Annotated in this window: 6 protein-coding genes; all 6 read right to left on the bottom strand. The window is 75.5% G+C overall.

The genetic code is table 11. The annotated features are described in order from the left end of the window. Window positions 1-84 precede the first annotated feature (84 nt). The 6 genes from ACFYST_RS22620 to ACFYST_RS22645 all read right to left on the bottom strand — a co-directional run bounded on the left by ACFYST_RS22620 (window position 85) and on the right by ACFYST_RS22645 (window position 20,059). Window positions 85-1,185, bottom strand: a complete 1,101-nt coding sequence (locus tag ACFYST_RS22620; RefSeq protein ID WP_387641615.1) for an HAD-IIIC family phosphatase — start codon at window positions 1,183-1,185, stop codon at window positions 85-87. Window positions 1,186-1,220: 35 nt separating this feature from the next. Beyond that, window positions 1,221-2,336 carry an acyl-CoA dehydrogenase family protein gene (locus ACFYST_RS22625; protein ID WP_387864892.1) on the bottom strand — a complete coding sequence of 372 codons (1,116 nt, stop codon included), beginning with the start codon at window positions 2,334-2,336 and terminating at the stop codon, window positions 1,221-1,223. Continuing rightward, complete coding sequence (locus tag ACFYST_RS22630; RefSeq protein WP_387641610.1) at window positions 2,329-2,610, bottom strand: acyl carrier protein; 282 nt, start codon at window positions 2,608-2,610, stop codon at window positions 2,329-2,331. Before ACFYST_RS22630 ends, ACFYST_RS22625 begins: the two co-directional genes overlap by 8 nt. 61 nt (window positions 2,611-2,671) lie before the next feature. Further along, entirely contained in the window at window positions 2,672-3,541 is an 870-nt protein-coding gene (locus ACFYST_RS22635) for a 3-hydroxyacyl-CoA dehydrogenase family protein (protein ID WP_387864894.1), read from the bottom strand. 17 nt (window positions 3,542-3,558) lie between these two features. Then, complete coding sequence (locus ACFYST_RS22640; RefSeq protein WP_387864896.1) at window positions 3,559-9,828, bottom strand: type I polyketide synthase; 6,270 nt, start codon at window positions 9,826-9,828, stop codon at window positions 3,559-3,561. A 31-nt stretch (window positions 9,829-9,859) separates the two neighbouring features. Beyond that, entirely contained in the window at window positions 9,860-20,059 is a 10,200-nt protein-coding gene (locus ACFYST_RS22645; protein ID WP_387865127.1) for a type I polyketide synthase, read from the bottom strand. Between the last annotated feature and the right edge of the window lie 34 nt (window positions 20,060-20,093).

The raw sequence follows: 20,093 nt of genomic DNA on the forward strand, positions 1-20,093 counted from the left end.
CCCGGCGGAACCCCCCTCCCCCCCCCCGGACACCCGCCGGGGGGGGGGGCCGGGCGCCCGGGGGCGCCCGGCACCCCGCGGCCGTCACGGTGTTCCCGGGCCCCCTTCCGGCGTGGTCAGGTCGGGTGCGTCCACGCTGATGACGGTGGACACCACGCGCGGGCCGGGGACCAGGTGCAGGCGCTGGAGTCCGGTGTCCTCCGGGGCCGGTGCGAGGACGTCGGCGCACGGGCACGGGGCTTCGTCCAGGCCCTCGAAGCCCGCGAACCGGTAGGCGATCTCCATCATCCGGTTGCGTTCGGTCGCCCGGAAGTCCGCGACCAGGTGGACCCCGGCCCGGGCGGCGGCGTCGGCCAGCCAGTTCAGCAGGGTCGCGCCGGCGCCGTAGGCGACGACCCGGCAGGAGGTGGCGAGCAGCTTGAGGTGCCACAGGCCCGGGTGCCGCTCCAGCAGCAGGACGCCGACCGCGCCGTGCGGGCCGAACCGGTCGGTGAGGGTGACCACCAGGACCTCGTGCCGGGGGTCGGTGATCAGGCCGCGCAGCACCGCGTCCGGGTAGTGGACCCCGGTCGCGTTCATCTGGCTGGTGCGCAGGGTGAGTTCCTCGACCCGGGACAGTTCCTCGCCGGTGGCCCGGCCGATGCGCATCCGCAGGTCCAGGGAGCGCAGGAACTCCTCGTCGGGGCCGGGGGCGGCCGCCCGCTCGGCCTCGCGGCGGAAGCCCGCCTGGTACATCTGGCGCCGCCGCCGGGAGTCGACGGTGCTGGTCGCGGGGGTGAACTCGGCGAGTTCGGGGAGGTCGAGGACCTGCTCGGCCGGGTAGCAGCGGACGTCGGGCAGGTGGAAGGCCACTTCGGCGCGTTCGGCGGGCCGGTCGTCGACGAAGGCGATGGTCGTGTGCGCGAAGTTCAGCCGGTCGGCGATCCGGCGCACCGACTCGGACTTGGCGCCCCACCCGATCTCCGGCAGGACGAAGTACTCGGCCAGGCCGAACGCCTCCAGCCGGGCCCAGGCGTGCTCGTGGTCGTTGCGGCTGGCGACGGACTGCAGGATGCCGCGGGAGTCGAGCTCGATCACCACCTTGCGCACCTCGTCCGGCAGGTGCACCTCGCCGTCCTCCAGCAGGGTGCCCTGCCAGAGGGTGCCGTCCAGGTCCCAGACCAGGCACTTGACGGTCTCAGCCATGTCGTCCTTCCTCGTCTCCTCGGCCGCGGGACCGCTCACAGTGCCCCCGTAGCGGAGAGGGCGTGCTGCGCCAGCATCAGCCGGCACAGCTCGTTGCTGCCCTCGATGATCTCCATCATCTTGGCGTCCCGGTACGCCCGGGCCACCGTGTGCCCGTCCCGGGAGCCGGCCGAGGCCAGTACCTGGACAGCCGTCGCCGCGGCCTGAGCGGCCTGGGTCGCGCTGACGTGCTTGGCCAGCACGGTCGCCACCACCTGGTCCGGCGACCCTTCGTCCCAGCAGCGGCTGGCGTGCTCGCAGACCCGGGTGGCCACCTGCTCGGCCGTGTAGAGGTCGGCGAGGTGTCCGGCGACGAGCTGGTGCTCCGCGAGCGGTTTGCCGAACTGCTCCCGTCCGGCGGCGTGCGAGGTGGCCGCCTCCAGACAGGCCCGCAGGATGCCCACGCACCCCCAGGCGACGGACATCCGCCCGTAGGCCAGCGCCGTCGTCACCAGCAGGGCCGGCGGCAGTCCGTGACCGCCCAGGACGCTGTCGGCGGGCAGCCGCACCCCGTCGAGGTGCACGTCGGCGTGTCCGGCCGCGCGGCAGCCGAGCGGGTCGGCGATCCGCTCGATCCGGACGCCGGGCGCGTCGGCGGGCACCACGACGGCCACCGCGCCGTCCTCGTAGCGGCCGACGATGACCAGCAGGTCGGCGTAGTGGGCGGCGGTCACCCATTTCTTGTGTCCGTCGACGACGACCGTGTCGCCGTCGCGGCGGACGGTCGTCGTCATCGCCGAGAGGTCGCTGCCGGCGCCGGGCTCGCTGAAGCCGACCGCCGCCAGCTCGCCGCCGGTCAGCCGGGGGAGGTAAACGGCCGACTGCTCGGCGGTGCCCAGGCGCTGGATGGTCCACGCCGCCATGCCCTGGGAGGTCATCACGCTGCGCAGCGAGCTGCACAGGCCGCCCACGTGGGCGGTGTACGCGCCGCTGTGCGTGCTGCTGAGCCCCCAGCCGCCGTACTGCGACGGGACTTCGGCGCACAGCCGGCCCTCGGCACCCAGCTCGCGGAGCAGGTCCCGCGGGATGAGGCCGGTCCGGTCCCACTCCCCCGCCAGGTCGCCGACCCGCAGGGTGACGGCGGTCATGGCGCCGCTCAGGTCCTCACCCATGCTGGCCCCCGACGGCGGGCTCCTGGAGCCGGGCCACCAGCTCGGCCATCCGCCGCACGGTGCGGAAGTTGTCCAGCCGCAGGTCCGCGCCGCGGACGGCTATGGCGTAGGTCTTCTCCAGGTGCACCACCACCTGCATGGCGAAGAGGGACGACAGCCCACCGGCGTCGAACAGGTCGGTGTCGGCGTCCCAGGCGGTTCCGGTGCGTCCTTCCAGGAACTCCAGCAGTTCCTTCTCCAGGGCGTGGATGTCGGGCGTGTTCGTCGTGCTCATGGCCGTCTCCTTTTCGGGGTGGTCCGGGGTGATCCGGGGTGATCAGGTGCGGTCGGGGTGATCAGGTGTAGTCGTAGAAGCCGCGCCCGGACTTGCGGCCCAGCCGGCCCTCGCGGACCAGCCGGAGCAGCAGTTCGGTGGGGCGGCAGCCGTCGTCGCCGGTGCGTTCGTGGAGCACGGTGAGGGAGTCGACGAGGTTGTCGATGCCGATCAGGTCCGCGGTGCGCAGCGGGCCGGTGGGGTGTCCCAGGCAGCCCTGCATCAGGGCGTCGACGTCCTCGGCGGTCGCCGTGCCCTCCTGCACGACCCGGGCCGCGTCGTTGATCATCGGGTGCAGGATGCGGCTGGTCACGAAGCCGGGCGCGTCCCGGACGACCACCGCCTTCCGCCGCAGTGCCGTGAGCAGGGCCGCCACGGCGGCCATCGCGGAGTCCCCGGTCCTGGCGCCGCGGACCACTTCGGCGGTTCCGATCAGGTAGGGCGGGTTCATGAAGTGGGTGCCGACCAGTTCCTCCGGCCGCTCCAGGGCCCCGGCCAGTTCGTCGACGGGGATGGAGGAGGTGTTGGTGATCAGCAGGGTTCCGGGCCGGACCAGTCCGGAGACCTCGGACAGAACGGCGGCCTTGATCGCGGCGTTCTCGGTGACCGCCTCGATGACGGCGGTGGCTCCGGCGGCGGCCTTGAGCGAGGTGCCGGTGGCCAGGGTGCCGAGGGGCGTCCCGGCGGGCAGTGCGCCCATCAGCTCGGCCAGCCGGAGTTCGCCGCCGATCAGGTCCGCGGCCCGGTCGAGCCGTTCCCGGTCGACGTCGACCAGGTGGACCGGCAGGCCGTGCCCGAGGGCGAGGACGGTGATTCCGACGCCCATCACCCCGGCTCCCAGCACCGTGAGGGCGTGCCGCGGGGGGGAATCGTCATAGGGGGCGGTGGTCAACGGGTTCTCCTTCGTTCTCACTGGCCGTCGGGGGTACGGAAGGTGTCGGGGGTGCGCAGGGTCGCGTCGAGCCAGTCGGCGACGGCGTCGCCGGTGGTCGCGACGTGCTGCTCCATGAGCGAGAAGTGGTCTCCGGGAACGTCGACGACGGCGTCGGCGCCTTCCCAGGACGCGCGCCACTCACCGGCGTCGGCGGACGGGCTGCCGAGCGGGGTGGAGGCGCGGACCAGCAGCAGCGGGGCGCGGACCGCCGGGGGCTTCCAGTCGTCGAGCAGCCGGAAGTAGCCGCCCATCGCGGTCAGCCGGGTCCCGTCCATCGGGGCGGCCCGCTCCTCGCGGGCGAACATGCCGCCCAGCAGGACGTCGTTGAACTGCGTGATGCCCCGGTTGTCGGAGAGGTAGGTGTCCAGCAGCACCACGGCCGCCGGGCCCGCGCCGCGCCGCTCCAGCTCGGTGGCCACTCCGTGGGCGAGCGTGCCGCCGGAGGAGGAGCCGGCCAGGACGAGCGTCCGTCCGGGCAGTTCCCGGAGCAGGGTCGTCGCCTGGAAGTCCAGCAGGGCCGACATGTCGGCGGGCAGTTCCTCCTCGGGGGTGAACCCGGGGGCGTCCAGGGCGGCGACGGCGTAGCGGTCCCGGAAGCGGGAGGCGAAGCGGGCGTACTGGTGGGCGCCGCCGAGGGCGACGATGGAGCCGAAGCAGACGAGTACGGGGGCGTCGGCGCGCTCGTTCAAGTGCAGCAGCCGCGGGCCGGCGCCGGCGGCCGCGAGGTCGCTGCCGCTGTGGAAGGCCGGGCGCAGGGCGGAGGCGTTCTTGAGCAGCGCGATGCCCTCGTCGACCCGGCCGAGTGCGCAGGCCCGGCGGAACAGCACGCTCGCCGGGTCGGTGTCGGTGTCAACGGCATCGACCACGGGTGCCGCTTCGGGCCGGGGGGTGTCTTCCGTCCGGGCCTCGGCGGCGAGGCGTGCCGCGAGCGCGGCGGGGGTTCCGCTGTCGAAGACGGCGGAGGGCCGCAACCGCACTCCGGTGGCGGCGGCCAGCCGGTTGCGGAGTTCGACCGCGGTCAGCGAGTCGAAGCCGACGGAGAGGAAGGGCGCCGTCGCGGACAGTGCCCCCGAGTCGGTGTGGCCGAGGACTTCGGCGGCCTCGGTGAGGACGAGTTCACGCAGGATCAGCTCGCGTTCGCGCGCGTCGGCGGCGGTGTCGAGCCGGTGCCGCAGCGCCGCGGTGGCGCTCGGCGCCGCCTTCGCCCCGGTCGTCGCGGCCGGGCCGCGCCGGACCAGGGAGCGCAGCATCGGGTGGACCGGGCCGTCGCCGCTCACGGTGAGGTCGAGGTGGGCCAGGACGACGGGGCTCCCGTCTCCCGGCGGGGCGGCGTCCGCGGCGCACACGGTGTCCAGCAGGGCCATGGCCTCCTCGTCGGAGAGGCCGCGGGCGCCGCGCCGGTCGATCCGCCGCCGGTCGGGGCCGGCGAGTTCCGCCGTCATCCCGCTCACCCGCTCCCAGGGCCCCCAGGCCAGGGACAGGCCGGGGAGCCCGAGCCGTCGGCGTTCCGCGACGAGCGCGTCGAGTGCGGCGTTGGCGGCCGAGTAGGACGCCTGGCCGGGGCTGCCCAGCACGCTGGCAGCGGAGGAGAAGACGACGAACGCGGCGAGGTCCGCTCCGCGCGTCAGCTGGTCGAGGTGGCGGGCGGCATCGAACTTGGGCCGCAGGACGGCGGCCATCCGCTCCGCCGTCAGCCCGTCCAGCAGGCCGTCGTCGAGCACTCCGGCGGTGTGCACGACGGCGCACAGCGGACGGCTCTCGGGGATGGCGGCCAGGGCGGCGGCCAGGGCCCGGCGGTCGGACACGTCGCAGGCGAGGGCGGTCACCTCGGCTCCGGCCCCGGCCAGCTCCGCCGCCAGCTCCGGCAGGCCGGGGGCGTCGGCGCCGCGGCGGCTCAGCACGAGGAGGTGGCGTACCCCGTGCGCGGCGACCAGGTGCCGCGCCAGGACGGCCGCGAGGGCGCCACCGCCGCTCAGCAGCACCGTCCCCTCGGACGGCCCGAACGCGCCGGCCGACCGGATCGCGGGGGCGGGGACGGAGGCGGGGGCGGAGGCCGTGGGCCGTACCAGTCGCGGGGCGTACAAGACGCCGCCGCGCAGCGCCGCCTGCGGTTCGCCCGTGGCGAGGAGGTCGGCGAGCGCGTTGCCGAGACCGTCCTGGTCCGGCCCTTCGGTGTCCAGCAGCACGAACCGGTCGGGGTGTTCGAGCTGAGCGGCCCTGAGCATGCCCCAGACGGCCGCCGCGCCGGGGTCCGCCGGCCGCGCGCCGAGCGGGCCGGTCGCTCCCCGGGTGAGCACCACCAGGGGCGTCCGGGCGGTGCTGTCGTCGGCCAGGTGGGCCTGCACGCGGTCCAGCACCCCGGCCGCGACCGCGTGCACCGCCGCGGGGTCCGCGTCCAAGGCGGGGGCGTCGACGGACGGCGGGCAGGTCAGCAGCACCGCGTCGGGTGTCGCGGACCGGGGTTCGACGGGGAAGGCGTCCGGCAGCAGCCGCTCGTCCCGCGGGCCGAGGAGGCCCCAGCGGGTGACCGGGCGCGGACCGGGCCCGGCGGTGACCGGCGTCCAGCCGACGTGGAAGACGGAGCCGGAGGACGCCCGCAGCGCGGCGGTGGACGCCGTCCGCAGGGTGAGCGAGCCGACCGTCGCCACGGTGCGCCCCGAGGGATCGGTGATCCGCGCGGTGACGGCGTCGGGGCCGTCGGGGCGCAGCCGGACACGCAGGACCGGCGCGTCGGAGGCTTCGATCGCGACGCGCTGCCAGGAGAACGGCAGGGGGACGCCGTCGGCGGGCTCCGCGGTCGCGGCGCCTTCGCGCAGACCGGTCGTTTGGAGGGCCGCGTCCAGGAGCGCCGGGTGCACGCCGAAGCCGTCCGCCCCGGTGCCGGGGAGGCCGTCGGGCCGGGCCACTTCGGCGTGGATCGCGTCCGCGGTGCGCCAGGCGGCGCGCAGGCCCCGGAACGCCGGGCCGTAGGCGACGCCACGGGCCTCGAGCAGCCCGTACAGCTCCTCCACGTCCAGCGGGACCGCGCCGGGCGGGGGCCACGCGCCGGCCGGTCCGACCATGTCGTCCGGATCGGCCGAGGAGTCCCGGGGACCGACCGTGCCGGTCGCGTGCCGGGTCCAGGGCCGGTCGGCGGCGCCGGGGGCGGCCTCGGGCCGGGAGTGGAACTCCACCGGGCGCCGGCCCGTGCCGTCTTCGGCACCCACTCGTACGCGCAGTTGTACGGCGTGGTCGTCGGGCAGCAGCAGCGGGGCGGCGAGGGTCAGTTCCTCCACGAGGGCGCAGCCGTGGTGGCGGCCCGCGTACGCGGCCAGCTCCACGAGGGCCGCGCCGGGCAGGATGACGGCTCCGGCCACGGCGTGGTCGACGAGCCAGGGGTGGGTGGCCGGAGAGAGCCGGCCGGTGAAGAGGGTGCCCGCGTCGTCGGGCAGTTCGATCGCGGCGCCGAGCAGCGGGTGGTCCGCGGCGGATTGGCCGGTGGCCGCCTGGTCCCGGTCGGCCGGCAGGGCGTCGAGCCAGTAGCGGCGGCGCTGGAAGGCGTAGGTGGGCAGGTCCACCCGCTGGGCGCCGGTTCCCGCGAACAGCCGTTCCCAGTCGACGCGCAGGCCCCGGACGTGTGCCCCGGCGAGGGCGAGCTGGAGCCGGCGGAGCCCTCCGGCTCCGCGCCGCAGGGTGTCGAGCACCACCGTCTCCGGGGCGCCCTCGTCGGCGGCCGTGTCCTCGATCCCGTACATCAGGGCCGGCTGGGGGCTGGACTCGATGAAGACGCGGTGGCCGGCCGCGAGGAGCGCGCGGGTGGCCTGCTCGAACTCGACGGTCTGCCGGAGGTTGCGGTACCAGTACTCGGCGTCCAGGGCCTTGGTGTCCAGCAGGCCGCCGGTCACGCTGGAGTAGTACGGCACCGCGCCGGACAGCGGCACGATGCCGTCCAGGTCGGCGAGCAGGCGCTCGCGGATCTCCTCCACGTGTGCGGAGTGCGACGCGTAGTCGGCTTCGATCCGAGTCGCCCACACCCCTTCTTCCAGGAGCTCCTCCACCAGCGCGGTGACCGCGTCCGCGTCGCCCGACACCGCTGTCGACGACGGGCCGTTGACCGCGGCCACCGACAGCCGGCCCGCGATGCGCTCGCGCACCACGTCCACCGGCAGGGGCACCGAGGCCATACCGCCCCGGCCCGCCAGCGTCCCCACCGCGCGGGAACGCAGCGCGACCACCCGCGCCCCGTCCTCCAGACTCAGACCACCCGCCACCACGGCGGCCGCGATCTCACCCTGCGAGTGGCCGACCACGGCGTCCGGAACGACGCCGAACGCGCGCCACACCTCCGCGAGCGACACCATCACCGCCCACAGCACCGGCTGCACCACATCCACCCGCGCCAGCAGGGACTCCGAACCCAGCGCCTCCGCCAACGACCAGTCCACGTAAGGCGCCAGAGCCCGCTCGCACTCGGCCATCCGCCCGGCGAACACCTCCGACTCGCCCAGCAGCTCGACAGCCATTCCGACCCACTGCGAACCCTGGCCCGGGAACACCAGCGCCGAACGGCCGGGGAGCGGCCCGCCGCCGACCGGCACGGCCGCCGAGCCCTTGCCCCGCGACAGGGCGGCGAGACCGGCCAGCAGCTCGTCCCGGTCCGCCCCCACCACCACCGCACGCTCCGCGAACCGCGAGCGGCCCGCCAGCAGCGAACGGCCCACGTCCAGCACGCTCAGGCCCGGTTCCGCCGTCACCCGTTCGTGCAGCGCCGTCGCCTGGGCGCGCAGCGCCTCCGGGGTGCGCGCCGACAGGATCCAGGGGACGGCGGCAGGCTGGTCAACCGGCTTGTCGGTGGCGGCCGTTGCGTCGTCCGGTTCGGCCGGGGCCTGTTCGAGGATGACGTGCGCGTTGGTCCCGCTGGCGCCGAAGGAGGACACCCCGGCCCGGCGCGGCCGTCCCGTCTCCGGCCAGGGGGTGGCCTCGGTGAGCAGGGAGACGGCTCCCTCGGTCCAGTCGATGCGGGGCGAGGGGCGGTCGACGTGCAGGGTGCGCGGCATCACGCCGTGCCGGATCGCGAGCACCGACTTGATCACCCCGCCGACGCCCGCGGCGGCCTGGGTGTGGGACAGGTTGGACTTCAGCGATCCCAGCCGCAGCGGCCGCCCGGCGGGCCGGTCCTGCCCGTAGGTGGCCATCAGCGCCTGGGCCTCGATGGGGTCGCCGAGGACGGTGCCGGTGCCGTGCGCCTCCACCATGTCCACCTCGGACGGGGCGAGTCCGGCGTGGGCGAGCGCCCCGTTGATGACGCGCTGCTGCGCGGGCCCGTTCGGGGCGGTCAGCCCGTTGCTGGCGCCGTCCTGGTTGACGGCCGAGCCGCGGATGACGGCCAGCACCGGGTGCCCGTTGCGGCGGGCGTCCGAGAGCCGTTCCAGCAGGAGCAGGCCCAGGCCCTCCCCGAACCCGGCGCCGTCCGCCGCGGACGAGAAGGACTTGCTGCGCCCGTCGGGTGCCAGGCCGCGCTGGCGGCTGAATCCGACGTACAGGCCGGGGGTGGACATCACGGTCACCCCGCCGGCCAGGGCGAGGGTGGTGTCGCCGGAGCGCAGTCCCTGGCAGGCGAGGTGCACGGCGACCAGGGAGGACGAGCAGGCGGTGTCCAGAGTGACCGCCGGGCCTTCCAGGCCCAGCGTGTAGGCGATCCGGCCCGAGGCGACGCTGGGGATGGTGCCGGTGCCGAGGAAGCCCTCCACTTCGTCGGGCACCCGGCCGAGGCGGGACCCGTACTCGCTGTAGATCACTCCGGTGTAGACGCCGGTGCGGCTGCCGCGCAGGGTCGCCGGGTCGATGCCCGCGCGCTCGATCGCCTCCCAGGACGCTTCCAGCAGCAGCCGCTGCTGCGGGTCCATGGCGAGGGCCTCGCGCGGGGAGATGCCGAAGAAGCCGGCGTCGAAGCCGGTCGCGTCGTGCAGGAAGCCGCCTTCGCGGACGTAGAAGGTGCCCGGGGCGTCGGGGTCGGCGTCGAAGCCGCCCTCGACGTCCCAGCCCCGGTCGGCGGGGAACGGCGAGACCGCGTCGCGCTCCTTGACCAGCAGGTCCCACAGGTCTTCCGGGGTGCGCACGCCACCGGGGTAGCGGCAGCTCATCGCCACGATGGCGATGGGCTCGGCGGAGTCGTCGCGGAGCCGCCGGTTCTCCTGCCGCAGGCGCTGGTTGTCCAGCAGCGAGGCGCGCAGGGCGGCGACCACCTGGTCCGTGTCGGTGGGCATGGGGTTGGGCTTCTCCTTCTGCGGCTGTCGGTCAGTCACGTTCGCCGCCCAGGGCCATCCGGACGAGGTCGTCGACGGCCATGCCACTGATGTCGTCGGCGGCGGGAGCCGGCGTCTCCGGTGCGTCCGGTCGGTCGGCGAGGTCCAGCAGCGCGTCGAGCAGGCCCGCCCGGCGCAGGGCGGCGGGTGGGATCGCGGCGAGCAGGGAGCTGATCTCGTTGTCCGCGCGGTCCGTCCGGCCCGGCGTCCCGGTGGCCTTCCCGGTGGCGCCCGGCCCGTCGGGGACCAGGCGCCCGGCGAGATAGGCGGCGACGGCGGCCGGGGTGGGGTGGTCGAAGACCAGGGTCGCGGGCAGCCGGCGGCCGGTGGCGGCGCCGAGCCGGTTGCGGAGTTCGACGGAGGTGAGCGAGTCGAAGCCGAGGTCCTTGAACGCCTGGTCCGGGTCGACGGCCCCCGCTCCGCCGTGGCCGAGGACGTCGGCGGCCCGGCTCCGCACCAGGTCGAGCAGGGTGGCGAGGCGCTCCTCCGGGGTGAGGTCGGTCAGCCGGCGGCGCAGCGAGTCCGCTTCGGCGGCGTCCGCCCCGGAGGCGGGGCGGCGTGCGGCCCCGGGGACCAGCGCGGAGAGCAGGGCGGGGACGGGCCCGGTCCGGGCCGCCGTCCGGAGCCGGCCGAGATCGATCTTGACCGGGACGAGCAGCGGTTCGTCCAGGGCGAGCGCCGCGTCGAACAGGGCCAGGCCCTCTTCGCTGCCGATGGCCGCGGTGCCGCCCCGGGACATCCGCCGCAGGTCGGTGGCGCTGAGCGTGCCGGTCATGGTGCTGCGCTGCGCCCACAGGCCCCAGGCGAGCGACTGGGCGGGCAGGTGCAGGGCACGCCGGTGCTGGGCGAGCGCGTCGAGGAAGGCGTTGGCGGCCGCGTAGTTGCCCTGCCCCGCGTTGCCGACCGTGGCGGACGCGGAGGAGAAGAGGACGAAGGCCGACAGCGGCAGCTCACGGGTGAGGGCGTGCAGGTTGAGGGCCGCGTCGACCTTGGGCCGCAGGACGTGGCGCATCCGGTCGGGGGTCAGCGACTCGACCGTCCCGTCGTCCAGGACGCCGGCCGCGTGGACGACCGCACTCAGCGGACGGTCGGCGGGGATGCCGGCAAGCAGGGCGGCGAGCGCGTCCCGGTCGGCGACGTCACAGGCCTCCACGTCCACCCGGGCGCCGTGTCCGCGCAGTTCGGCGGCGAGGTCGGCCAGGCCCGGGGCGTCCGCGCCGCGCCTGCCGACGAGCAGCAGGTTCCGTACGCCGTGCGCGGTCACGAGGTGCTGGGCCACCAGGCCGCCGAGCGCGCCGCCGGCCCCGGTGACGAGGACGGTTCCGCCGGCCGCGCCGATACCGGACGGTGCGTCCGGGTCCGTGGCTACGGCGGCCCTGGTGAGGCGGGCGGCGAGGAGCCGTCCGGCGCGGATCGCCAGCTGGGGTTCCGTTCCGGCCAGTGCCTGGGGCAGCAGGCCGGTCACGGCGGCCGGGTCGTCGGTGTCGATCAGCAGGAAGCGGTCCGGGTGCTCGGACTGGGCGGAGCGGACGAGGCCGCGGACCGCAGCGGCGGTGAGGTCGGTGACCTCCTCACCGGCCTCCGTGGAGACCGCGCCCCGGGTGACGAGCACCAGGCGCGAGTCGGCGAAGCGGTCGTCGGCGAGCCAGTCCTGGACGAGCCGCAGGGCGTCGTCCAGCGCGGTGTGCACGGAGGCGGCGTCGGGCGGGGACTGCAGGCGCGGGGCGTGGTCGCACCAGGCCAGCACCGCGGCGGGCGACGGCGCTCCCCCGTCCAGCGCGGCACCGAGCGCGGCCAGGTCCGGATGGCTGTCCGGGAAGAGTTCCCGGCCACCGAGGACGGCCCAGCCTCCGAGGAGGTCGGCGGGTGCGGTGGCGGGCGCCGCCGACCACTGCAGCCGGTAGAGGGACTCCGGGCCGCCGCCGGGGCGGAGGGCGTCCAGGTCGATCGGGCGGACGGCGAGCGCCTCGACCGACACGACCGGGAGGGCGTGCGGGTCGGTCGCGTCGATCGACACCGATCCGTCCGGCCGGAAGCCGAGCCGCACCCTGAGCGCGGTGGCTCCGGAGGCGTGCAGCCTGACCCCGCTCCAGGAGAACGGCAGTCCGGCGGAGGGCCGGTCCGGGCCCGGCCCGGTCTCCGGCTGGGCGCTCAGGAACAGCCCCTGGAGGGCGGCGTCCAGGAGCGCGGGGTGCACGCCGAACGCGGAGGCGGACCGGTCCCGGTCCCCGGGCAGACGCACCTCGGTGAAGATCTCGTCGCCCCGGCTCCAGGCGGTGGTGAGCCCGCGGAAGGCGGGTCCGTAGCCGTAACCGGAGGCGTCGAACCGCTCGTACAGGTCATCGACGGGGACCGGGACGGCGCCGGGCGGCGGCCAAGCACCGGCGTCGGTCGGTACGGGTGCGGGCGACGGTTCGCGGGTCGTGGCGTCGGCGGTGAGCCGGCCGGTCGCGTGCGCGGTCCAGTGCGGGGTTGCCGCGTCCTCCCGGCAGGAGAACAGGTCCAGCGAACGGCTGCCGTCCGCGTCTGCGGCGCCGACCCGTACTTGCACGCGGACGGCGGTGTCGGCGGATATCAACAGCGGCTGCTGGAGCGTCAGTTCCTCCACCGCGCGGCATCCGGCCTCGTCCGCGGCACGTACGGCGAGTTCCGCGAAGGCCGCGCCGGGCAGCAGGACCGCACCGGCCACGGCGTGGTCGGCGAGCCAAGGGTGGGTGCGCAGCGAGATCCGGCCGCTGAGCAGCAGCTCACCCGTGTCGGCCAGCTCGATGGCCGCCCCGAGAATGGGGTGGTCGGCCGGGTCGAGCCCCGCCGAACCCACATCGGCCGCCGTGGCGGGCGCCGGCTCGGGCCAGTAGCGGGTGCGCTGGAAGGCGTACGTCGGCAGTTCGACGCGCCGCGCCCCCGGGAACGCCCCCGACCAGTCCACCCCCAGCCCGCGCTCCCACGCACGGCCCACCGCGCGCAGCACCTGCGCCGGGCCGCCCTCCCCGCGACGCAACGTCCCCAGCACCACGGCATCCGCACCTGCGGCCTCCACCGACTCCCCCACCGCCACGCCCAGCACCGCGTGCGGACTGGACTCGACGAAGAACCGGAAACCCTCCCCCAGCAGCACCTCGGTGGCCTTGCCGAACTCGACGGTCTCCCGCAGGTTCCGGTACCAGTACTCGGCGTCCAGCAACTTCGTGTCCAACCAGCCACCCGTCACCGTCGAGAAGAACGGCACCGCACCCGAGGCAGGAGCGATCCCCTCCAGATCGGCCAGCAGACGCTCGCGGACCTCCTCCACATGCGCGGAGTGCGACGCGTAATCGACCTCGATCAACCGCGCCCGCACCCCCTCCCCCACCAGCTCCTCCACCAGCGCCGCGACCGCGTCAGCATCGCCCGACACCACCGTCGACGACGGACCGTTCACCGCCGCCACCGACAACCGGCCCGGAGCGATGCGCTCCCGCACCACGTCCACCGGCAGCGGCAGCGACGCCATCCCGCCCCGGCCCGCCAGCGCGCGGATCGCCAGGGAACGCAGCGCGACCACCCGCGCCCCGTCCTCCAGACTCAGACCACCCGCCACACACGCCGCGGCGATCTCGCCCTGCGAGTGGCCCACCACCGCGTCCGGAACGACACCGAACGCACGCCACACCTCCGCCAGCGACACCATCACCGCCCACAGCACCGGCTGCACCACATCCACCCGCGCCAGCAAAGCTTCCGAGCCCAGCGCCTCCGCCAACGACCAGTCGACATACGGCGCCAGCGCCCGCTCACACTCCGCCATCCGCCCGGCGAACACCTCCGACCCGGCCAGCAGCTCCACCGCCATCCCGACCCACTGCGAACCCTGACCCGGGAACACCAACGCCACCCGACCGTCGACCGGGCGACCGCCGTCCCACGCTCCCGAGTCGTCGTCGGCCATCCGGCCCAGCAGGGTGTGGAGCTGGTCCCGGTCCCCGACCAGTGCCTTCCGGTACTCGAAGGCGGTGCGCCCGTACAGGGCGAAGCCGATGTCGCGCGGGTCGGAGCCGGGGCTGCCGTCCAGGTGGCGGCGCAGCCGGTCGGCCTGGGCGCGCAGTGCCTGCGGGCTCTTCGCCGACAGCAGCCAGGGCACCGCCGAGGCGGGGGTGCGCTCGGCCGGCGGCGGGCCGTCGTCGTCCAGCGGGGCGTGTTCGAGGATGGTGTGGACGTTGGTGCCGCTCAGGCCGAAGGAGGACACTCCGGCCCGGAAGGGGCGGCCGTGGAGAGGCCAGGGCTGCTGCTCGGTCGCGAGGGCCAGCGCTCCGCGCGTCCAGTCGACGTGGCCGGAGGGCCTGCCGACGTGCAGGGTGCGGGGCACCTGCCCGTGCTGCATGGACAGCACCGTCTTGATGACCCCCGACACACCCGATGCCGCCTGGGCGTGGCCGAGGTTGGACTTGAGGGAGCCGACCAGCAGGGGCCGGTCGGCGGGCCGGTCCTGGCCGTAGGTGGCCAGCAGGGCCTGGGCTTCGATGGGGTCGCCGAGGGTGGTGCCGGTGCCGTGCGCCTCCACCACGTCCACGTCGGACGCGGTCAGCCCGGCGTCCGCCAGCGCCGCCCGGATCACCCGCTGCTGCGAGGGGCCGTTGGGGGCGGAGAGTCCGTTGCTGGCACCGTCCTGGTTGATGGCGGAGCCGCGTACCACCGCCAGTACCGGGTGTCCGTTGCGGCGGGCGTCCGACAGCCGCTCCAGCAGCAGGACGCCGACCCCTTCGCCCATGCCCATGCCGTCCGCGTCGTCCGAGAAGGCCTTGCAGCGGCCGTCCTCGGCGAGTCCCCGCTGACGGGAGAAGCTGATCAGGGCACCGGGGGTGGCCATCACGGCGACGCCGCCGACCAGGGCGAGCGAGCAGTCGCCGCCGCGCAGCGCACGGCCGGCGTAGTGCATGGCGACCAGGGAGGAGGAGCAGGCCGTGTCGACGGTCACCGCGGGGCCTTCGAGGCCCAGGGTGTAGGCGACCCGGCCGGAGACCACGCTGGGCGCGCTGCCGGTGAGCAGATGGCCGTCTCCTTCCTCGGACTGGGCGACGACGGCCGCGTAGTCGGCGTAGTTGACGCCGGTGAACACTCCGGTGCGGCTGCCGCGCAGGGTGGCCGGGTCGATGGCGGCGCGTTCGATCGCCTCCCAGGTGGTCTCCAGCAGCAGCCGCTGCTGCGGGTCCATGGCGAGGGCCTCGCGCGGCGAGATACCGAAGAACTCGGCGTCGAAGTCGGCGGCGTCGTGCAGGAAGCCGCCGCGCCGGGTGGTCGAGGTGCCGGGGCGGTCGGGGTCGGGGTCGTAGAGGGCCTCGAGGTCCCAGCCGCGGTCGGTGGGGAAGTCCGAGACGGCGTCGCCGCCGTCGGCGAGCAGGCGCCACAGGTCTTCGGGGGTGCCGATGCCGCCAGGGAAGCGGCAGGCCATGGACACGATCGCGATCGGCTCGTCGTCGGGCGCGGCCGGGTGCGCGGCGGTGTCCGCGGGGGCCGGGCCGGCGGTCTGCTGGCCGAGCAGTTCGGCGCGGATCTCCCGGGCGAGCGCGGTGGACGACGGGTGGTCGAAGATCAGGGTGGACGGCAGCCGCAGTCCGGTGGCGGTGTTGAGCCGGTTGCGGAGTTCGACCGCGGTGAGCGAGGCGAAGCCCATGTCCTGGAAGGCCGTGCCGGGCCGGATGGCGTCCACCCCGGCATGGCCGAGGACGGCCGCCGCGTGGGTGCGGACCAGGTCGAGCAGCAGGCGGTGCTGCTCGGATTCGCCGAGGTCGGCGAGCCGTTCGCGCAGCTGTGCGGCGGCGGGTGCCACCGTGTCGCCGGTCGCGGTCTCCAGGGCGCGGCGGGCTTCGGGGACGCCGGTCAGCAGCGGGCTGCGGCGGGTGGAGGTGAAGACGGCGGCGAACCGCTCCCAGTCGACGTCGGCGACGGCGAGTACGGTCTCGTCGTCGTCCAGGGCCTGGCGCAGGGCGTGCAGCGCGAGGTCGGGGGCGATCCGGGGCAGACCGTGCGCCTCCAGTTTGAACAGGTCGGCGTCCTCTCCGGCGACGCGGTCCAGGTGGGGGTTCTCGGCCTGCCAGATGCCCCAGTCGACGCTGGTGGCGGTGAGGCCGCGGGCCCGGCGGTGCTGGGCCAGGGCGTCGAGGTAGGCGTTGGCCGCGGCGTAGGCGCCGTGGTCGCCGCTGCCCCAGACTCCGGCGATCGAGGAGAACAGGACGAAGGCGTCGAGTTCGCGGTCGAGCAGGGCGTCGAGGTGTTCGGCACCGGCGGCCTTGGCGGCGACGATCTGTTCGAACGCGGACATCGGCGTGCCGTCCAGGGGGGCGAGCGCGACGAAGGCGGCCGCGTGGACGACCGCGGTGACGGGGTCGCCCGCCGTCTCCAGGCCGGTGAGCAGTTCCGCCACGGCCTGACGGTCCGCCAGGTCGCAGACGGGCAGGGTCAGTCGTACGCCGAGGGCGGCCAGTTCCGCGGCGAGTTCGGCCGCGCCGGGTACCTGGGGGCCGCGGCGGCCGGGGAGGACGAGGTGGGTGGCGCCGCTGCGGGCCAGCCAGCGGGCGAGGTGCGGGCCGACTGCTCCGGTGCCGCCGGTCAGCAGGACGGTGCCGCGGGGCTTCCAGTGCTCCGTGCGGCCCTCGCTGCGGGGGGCGCGCCGGAGACGGCGGGCCAGCAGGCCGGTGGGGCGCAGCGCGAGCTGGTCCTCGCGACCGGCGCCGTCCGCACCGGGGGCCGTCAGTACGGCGGCGAGCCGGGTCCGGGCGCGGGCGTCGAGGTCCGGCGGCAGGTCGATGAGTCCGCCCCAGCGGGCGGACAGTTCGAGCGCGGCCACCAGTCCGGTGCCCCAGACCAGTGCCTGGCGAGGGTGGGTGACCGGGTCGTCCGGGCCCGTGGACACGGCCCCGGTGGTGGCGCACCAGAGGGGTGCCGTGAGGGCGAGGTCGCCGAGGGCCTGCACCAGGGCGACGGTGAGTGCCGTCCCGGTGGGCAGGGCCGGGTGGTCGGGGTGGGGCTGGTCGGCGGCGGCCAGCAGCGACAGCACGCCGGTCGGGACGCGGTCGCCGAGGGCGGTGGTGAGCGTGTCCGCGAGGTCCGTGCGGCGGACGGCGTCGGCGGTGAGCTCGGCCGTGACGACGGTGGCGCCCGCTTCGGTGAGGGCGAGCAGCGCTCCGCGTACCCGGGCGTCGTCGCGGTGTCCGGCGGGCAGGACGACGAGCCAGGTGCCGGCTGCGGCGCGGCCGGCGGCGGGGCCTGTGGCCGGCGGGTCGGGCAGGGGCTGCCAGCCGATGCGGTAGCGCCAGGAGTCGATGACGCTCTCGTCGCGCCGCTGTTTGCGCCAGCCGCGCAGGGCCGGCAGGACGGGGGCGAGGGCGTCCTCGTCGACGGCGAGGTGGGCGGCGATCTCGGCCGGGGCCTCGTGGTCGACCATGTGCCAGAAGGCCGTGTCGTGCGGGTCGGCGGCCGGTCCGGCGTCGGGCAGCGCCTCCGGCTCCAGCCAGTAGCGCCGCAGCTGGAAGGGGTATCCGGGCAGGGCGGTCGGGCGGGCGCCGGTGCCGGCGTACACCGCGGACCAGTCGACGGCCGCGCCCGCCACCCACAGTTCGGCGGCCGAGCGCAGGGCCCGGCGCAGTCCGCCGTCGTCGCGGCGCAGGGTGCCGACGACCACGGGCTGCTCCGCGGCGCCGGTGGCCTCGACGGTGTCCTGGATGGCCATGGTCAGCACCGGGTGCGGCGACACCTCGACGAAGACCTCGTGGCCCTGCTCGACCAGGGAGCGGACGGCCGCGTCGAAGCGGACGGTCCCGCGGAGGTTGCGGTACCAGTAGTCGGCGTCCATGGCCGTGGTGTCGAGCCGGTCGCCGGTGACGGTGGAGAACAGCGGGATCCGGGCCGGGAGCGGGCGTACGCCGGCCAGTGCGGCCAGCACCTCGGACCTGATCCGTTCGACCTGGGCCGAGTGCGAGGCGTAGTCCACGGGCACGGACCGGGCCCGTACGCCCTGTGCGTCGCAGTGGGCGAGCAGTTCGGCCAGGGCCCCGGTCTCCCCCGAGACCACCACGGCGGCGGGCCCGTTGACGGCGGCCACCGACAGCTTCTCGGCCCAGGGGGCGATTTCGGCGCGGACCCGGTCCTCGGGCAGGGACACCGCGACCATGCCGCCGAGTCCGGCCAGCGCCCGGATGGCCCGGCTGCGCAGGGCGACGACCTTCGCCCCGTCCTCCAGGCTCAGCGCTCCCGCCACCACGGCGGCGGCGATCTCTCCCTGGCTGTGTCCGACGACGGCGTCGGGCCGGACGCCCCAGGACTCCCAGTGCGCGGCCAGTGCCACCATCACCGCCCACAGCACCGGCTGCACCACGTCCACCCGCTCCAGGGAGGGTGCGCCGGGGGCGCCCGCCAGGACGTCGGGGAGACACCACCCGACGTGGGTGGAGAGGGCGGCGTCGCAGGCGGCGAGGCGGTCCCGGAAGGCGGGGCTGGTGGCGAGCAGGTCCCGGGCCATGCCGTCCCACTGGGAGCCCTGGCCGGGGAACACCAGGGCGGTCCGGCCCTCGACGACCCGACCGGTGCCCGCGACGACGTCGGCGGACGCGGCCGGAGCCGGGCCGGACAGGGCGGCGAGGCCGTCGAGCAGTGCGTGCTGCCCGTCGCCGATCACCACGGCCCGGTGTTCGAAGGCGGACCGGGTGGTCGCCAGCGAGAACCCGATGTCGGCCGGCCGTGCGGGCGCGTCCGCGGCGAGCCGGGCACGCAGCCGGGCCGCCTGCTCCCCGAGCGCGGCCGCGGTACGGCCGGACAGCACCCAGGGCAGCACCGTCCCGGGCGCCGCTTCCGACGCGTCGGCCGGTTCCGGCTCCGGTGCCTGTTCGAGGACGACGTGCGCGTTGGTGCCGCTCATGCCGAACGAGGACACCCCGGCCCGGCGCGGCCGGTCGACGGCGGGCCAGTCGCGGGCCTCGGTGAGGAGTTCGACGGCGCCCGAGGACCAGTCGGCGTGCGGGGTGGGCGCGTCCACGTGCAGGGTGCGCGGCAGGACGCCGTGCCGCAGCGCGAGGACGGTCTTGATGACCCCGGCCACCCCGGCGGCGGCCTGGGTGTGCCCGATGTTCGACTTCAGCGACCCCAGCCACAGCGGACGCCCGGCGGGCCGGTCCTGACCGTACGTGGCCAGCAGCGCGTCGGCCTCGATCGGGTCGCCGAGAGTGGTGCCGGTGCCGTGCGCCTCCACCGCGTCCACGTCGGCGGCCGTCAGCCCCGCGTCCGCCAGCGCCGCCCGGATCACCCGCTGCTGCGAGGGGCCGTTCGGCGCCGTCAGGCCGTTGCTGGCGCCGTCCTGGTTGATCGCCGAACCGCGCAGCACGGCCAGCACCGTACGGCCGTTGCGGCGGGCGTCCGACAGTCGCTCCAGCAGCAGCATGCCCACGCCCTCGCCCCAGCCGGTGCCGTCCGCGGCCGCCGCGAACGGCTTGCAGCGGCCGTCGGGGGACATCGCGCCCTGCCGGCTGAACTCGACGAACACCGCCGGCAGCGCCATCACGCTGACGCCGCCGGCGAGGGCGAGCGAGCACTCGCCGGCCCGCAGCGCCCGCGCCGCGAGGTGCAGGGCCACCAGCGAGGACGAGCAGGCGGTGTCCACGGTGACGGCGGGGCCCTCGAGGCCGAGCGCGTAGGACACCCGCCCGGACATCACGCTCATCGAGTTCCCCGTCATCAGGAACCCCTGGACGGCTTCGGCGGCGGCGGAGCCCAGCGTCGCGTACCCCTGGTCGATGGCCGCGGCGTACACCCCGGTGCGGCTGCCCCGCAGGGTGAGCGGGTCGATGCCGGCCTGCTCGACGGCCTCCCAGGACGTCATCAGCAGCATCCGCTGCTGCGGGTCCATGGCGACCGCCTCACGGGGCGAGATGCCGAAGAACTCCGGGTCGAAGTCGGCCGCGCCGTCCAGGAACGCCCCCCGCCCGGGGACGGTGCCGCCGGACGGCCAGGCGCGCTCCCAGCCCCGGTCGCCGGGGACGGGCGCGCTGGTGTCGCGGCCCTCGGCGAGCAGCTCCCACAGCTCCTCCGGGGTGCGGACCCCGCCGGGGAAGCGGCAGCTCATCGCCACGATCGCGATCGGCTCGCTGGTGCGGGCCTCGGCCTCCCGGAGCCGCTGCCGGGTGTCGCGCAGGTCGATGGTCACCCGGTTGAGGTAGTCGCGCATCCTCTGGTCGCTCACTGGACACCGCTGCTTTCGT

The sequence above is a fragment of the Kitasatospora sp. NPDC004614 genome, from assembly GCF_042873675.1.
Classification (GTDB): domain Bacteria; phylum Actinomycetota; class Actinomycetes; order Streptomycetales; family Streptomycetaceae; genus Kitasatospora.

What these genes read in the sequence shown, in the direction of transcription:
- ACFYST_RS22620 (WP_387641615.1), bottom strand. Translation starts at nt 1,185, where the DNA reads ATGGCTGAGACCGTCAAGTGCCTGGTCTGGGACCTGGACGGCACCCTC.
- ACFYST_RS22625 (WP_387864892.1), bottom strand. Translation starts at nt 2,336, where the DNA reads ATGGGTGAGGACCTGAGCGGCGCCATGACCGCCGTCACCCTGCGGGTC.
- ACFYST_RS22630 (WP_387641610.1), bottom strand. Translation starts at nt 2,610, where the DNA reads ATGAGCACGACGAACACGCCCGACATCCACGCCCTGGAGAAGGAACTG.
- ACFYST_RS22640 (WP_387864896.1), bottom strand. Translation starts at nt 9,828, where the DNA reads ATGCCCACCGACACGGACCAGGTGGTCGCCGCCCTGCGCGCCTCGCTG.
- ACFYST_RS22645 (WP_387865127.1), bottom strand. Translation starts at nt 20,059, where the DNA reads ATGCGCGACTACCTCAACCGGGTGACCATCGACCTGCGCGACACCCGG.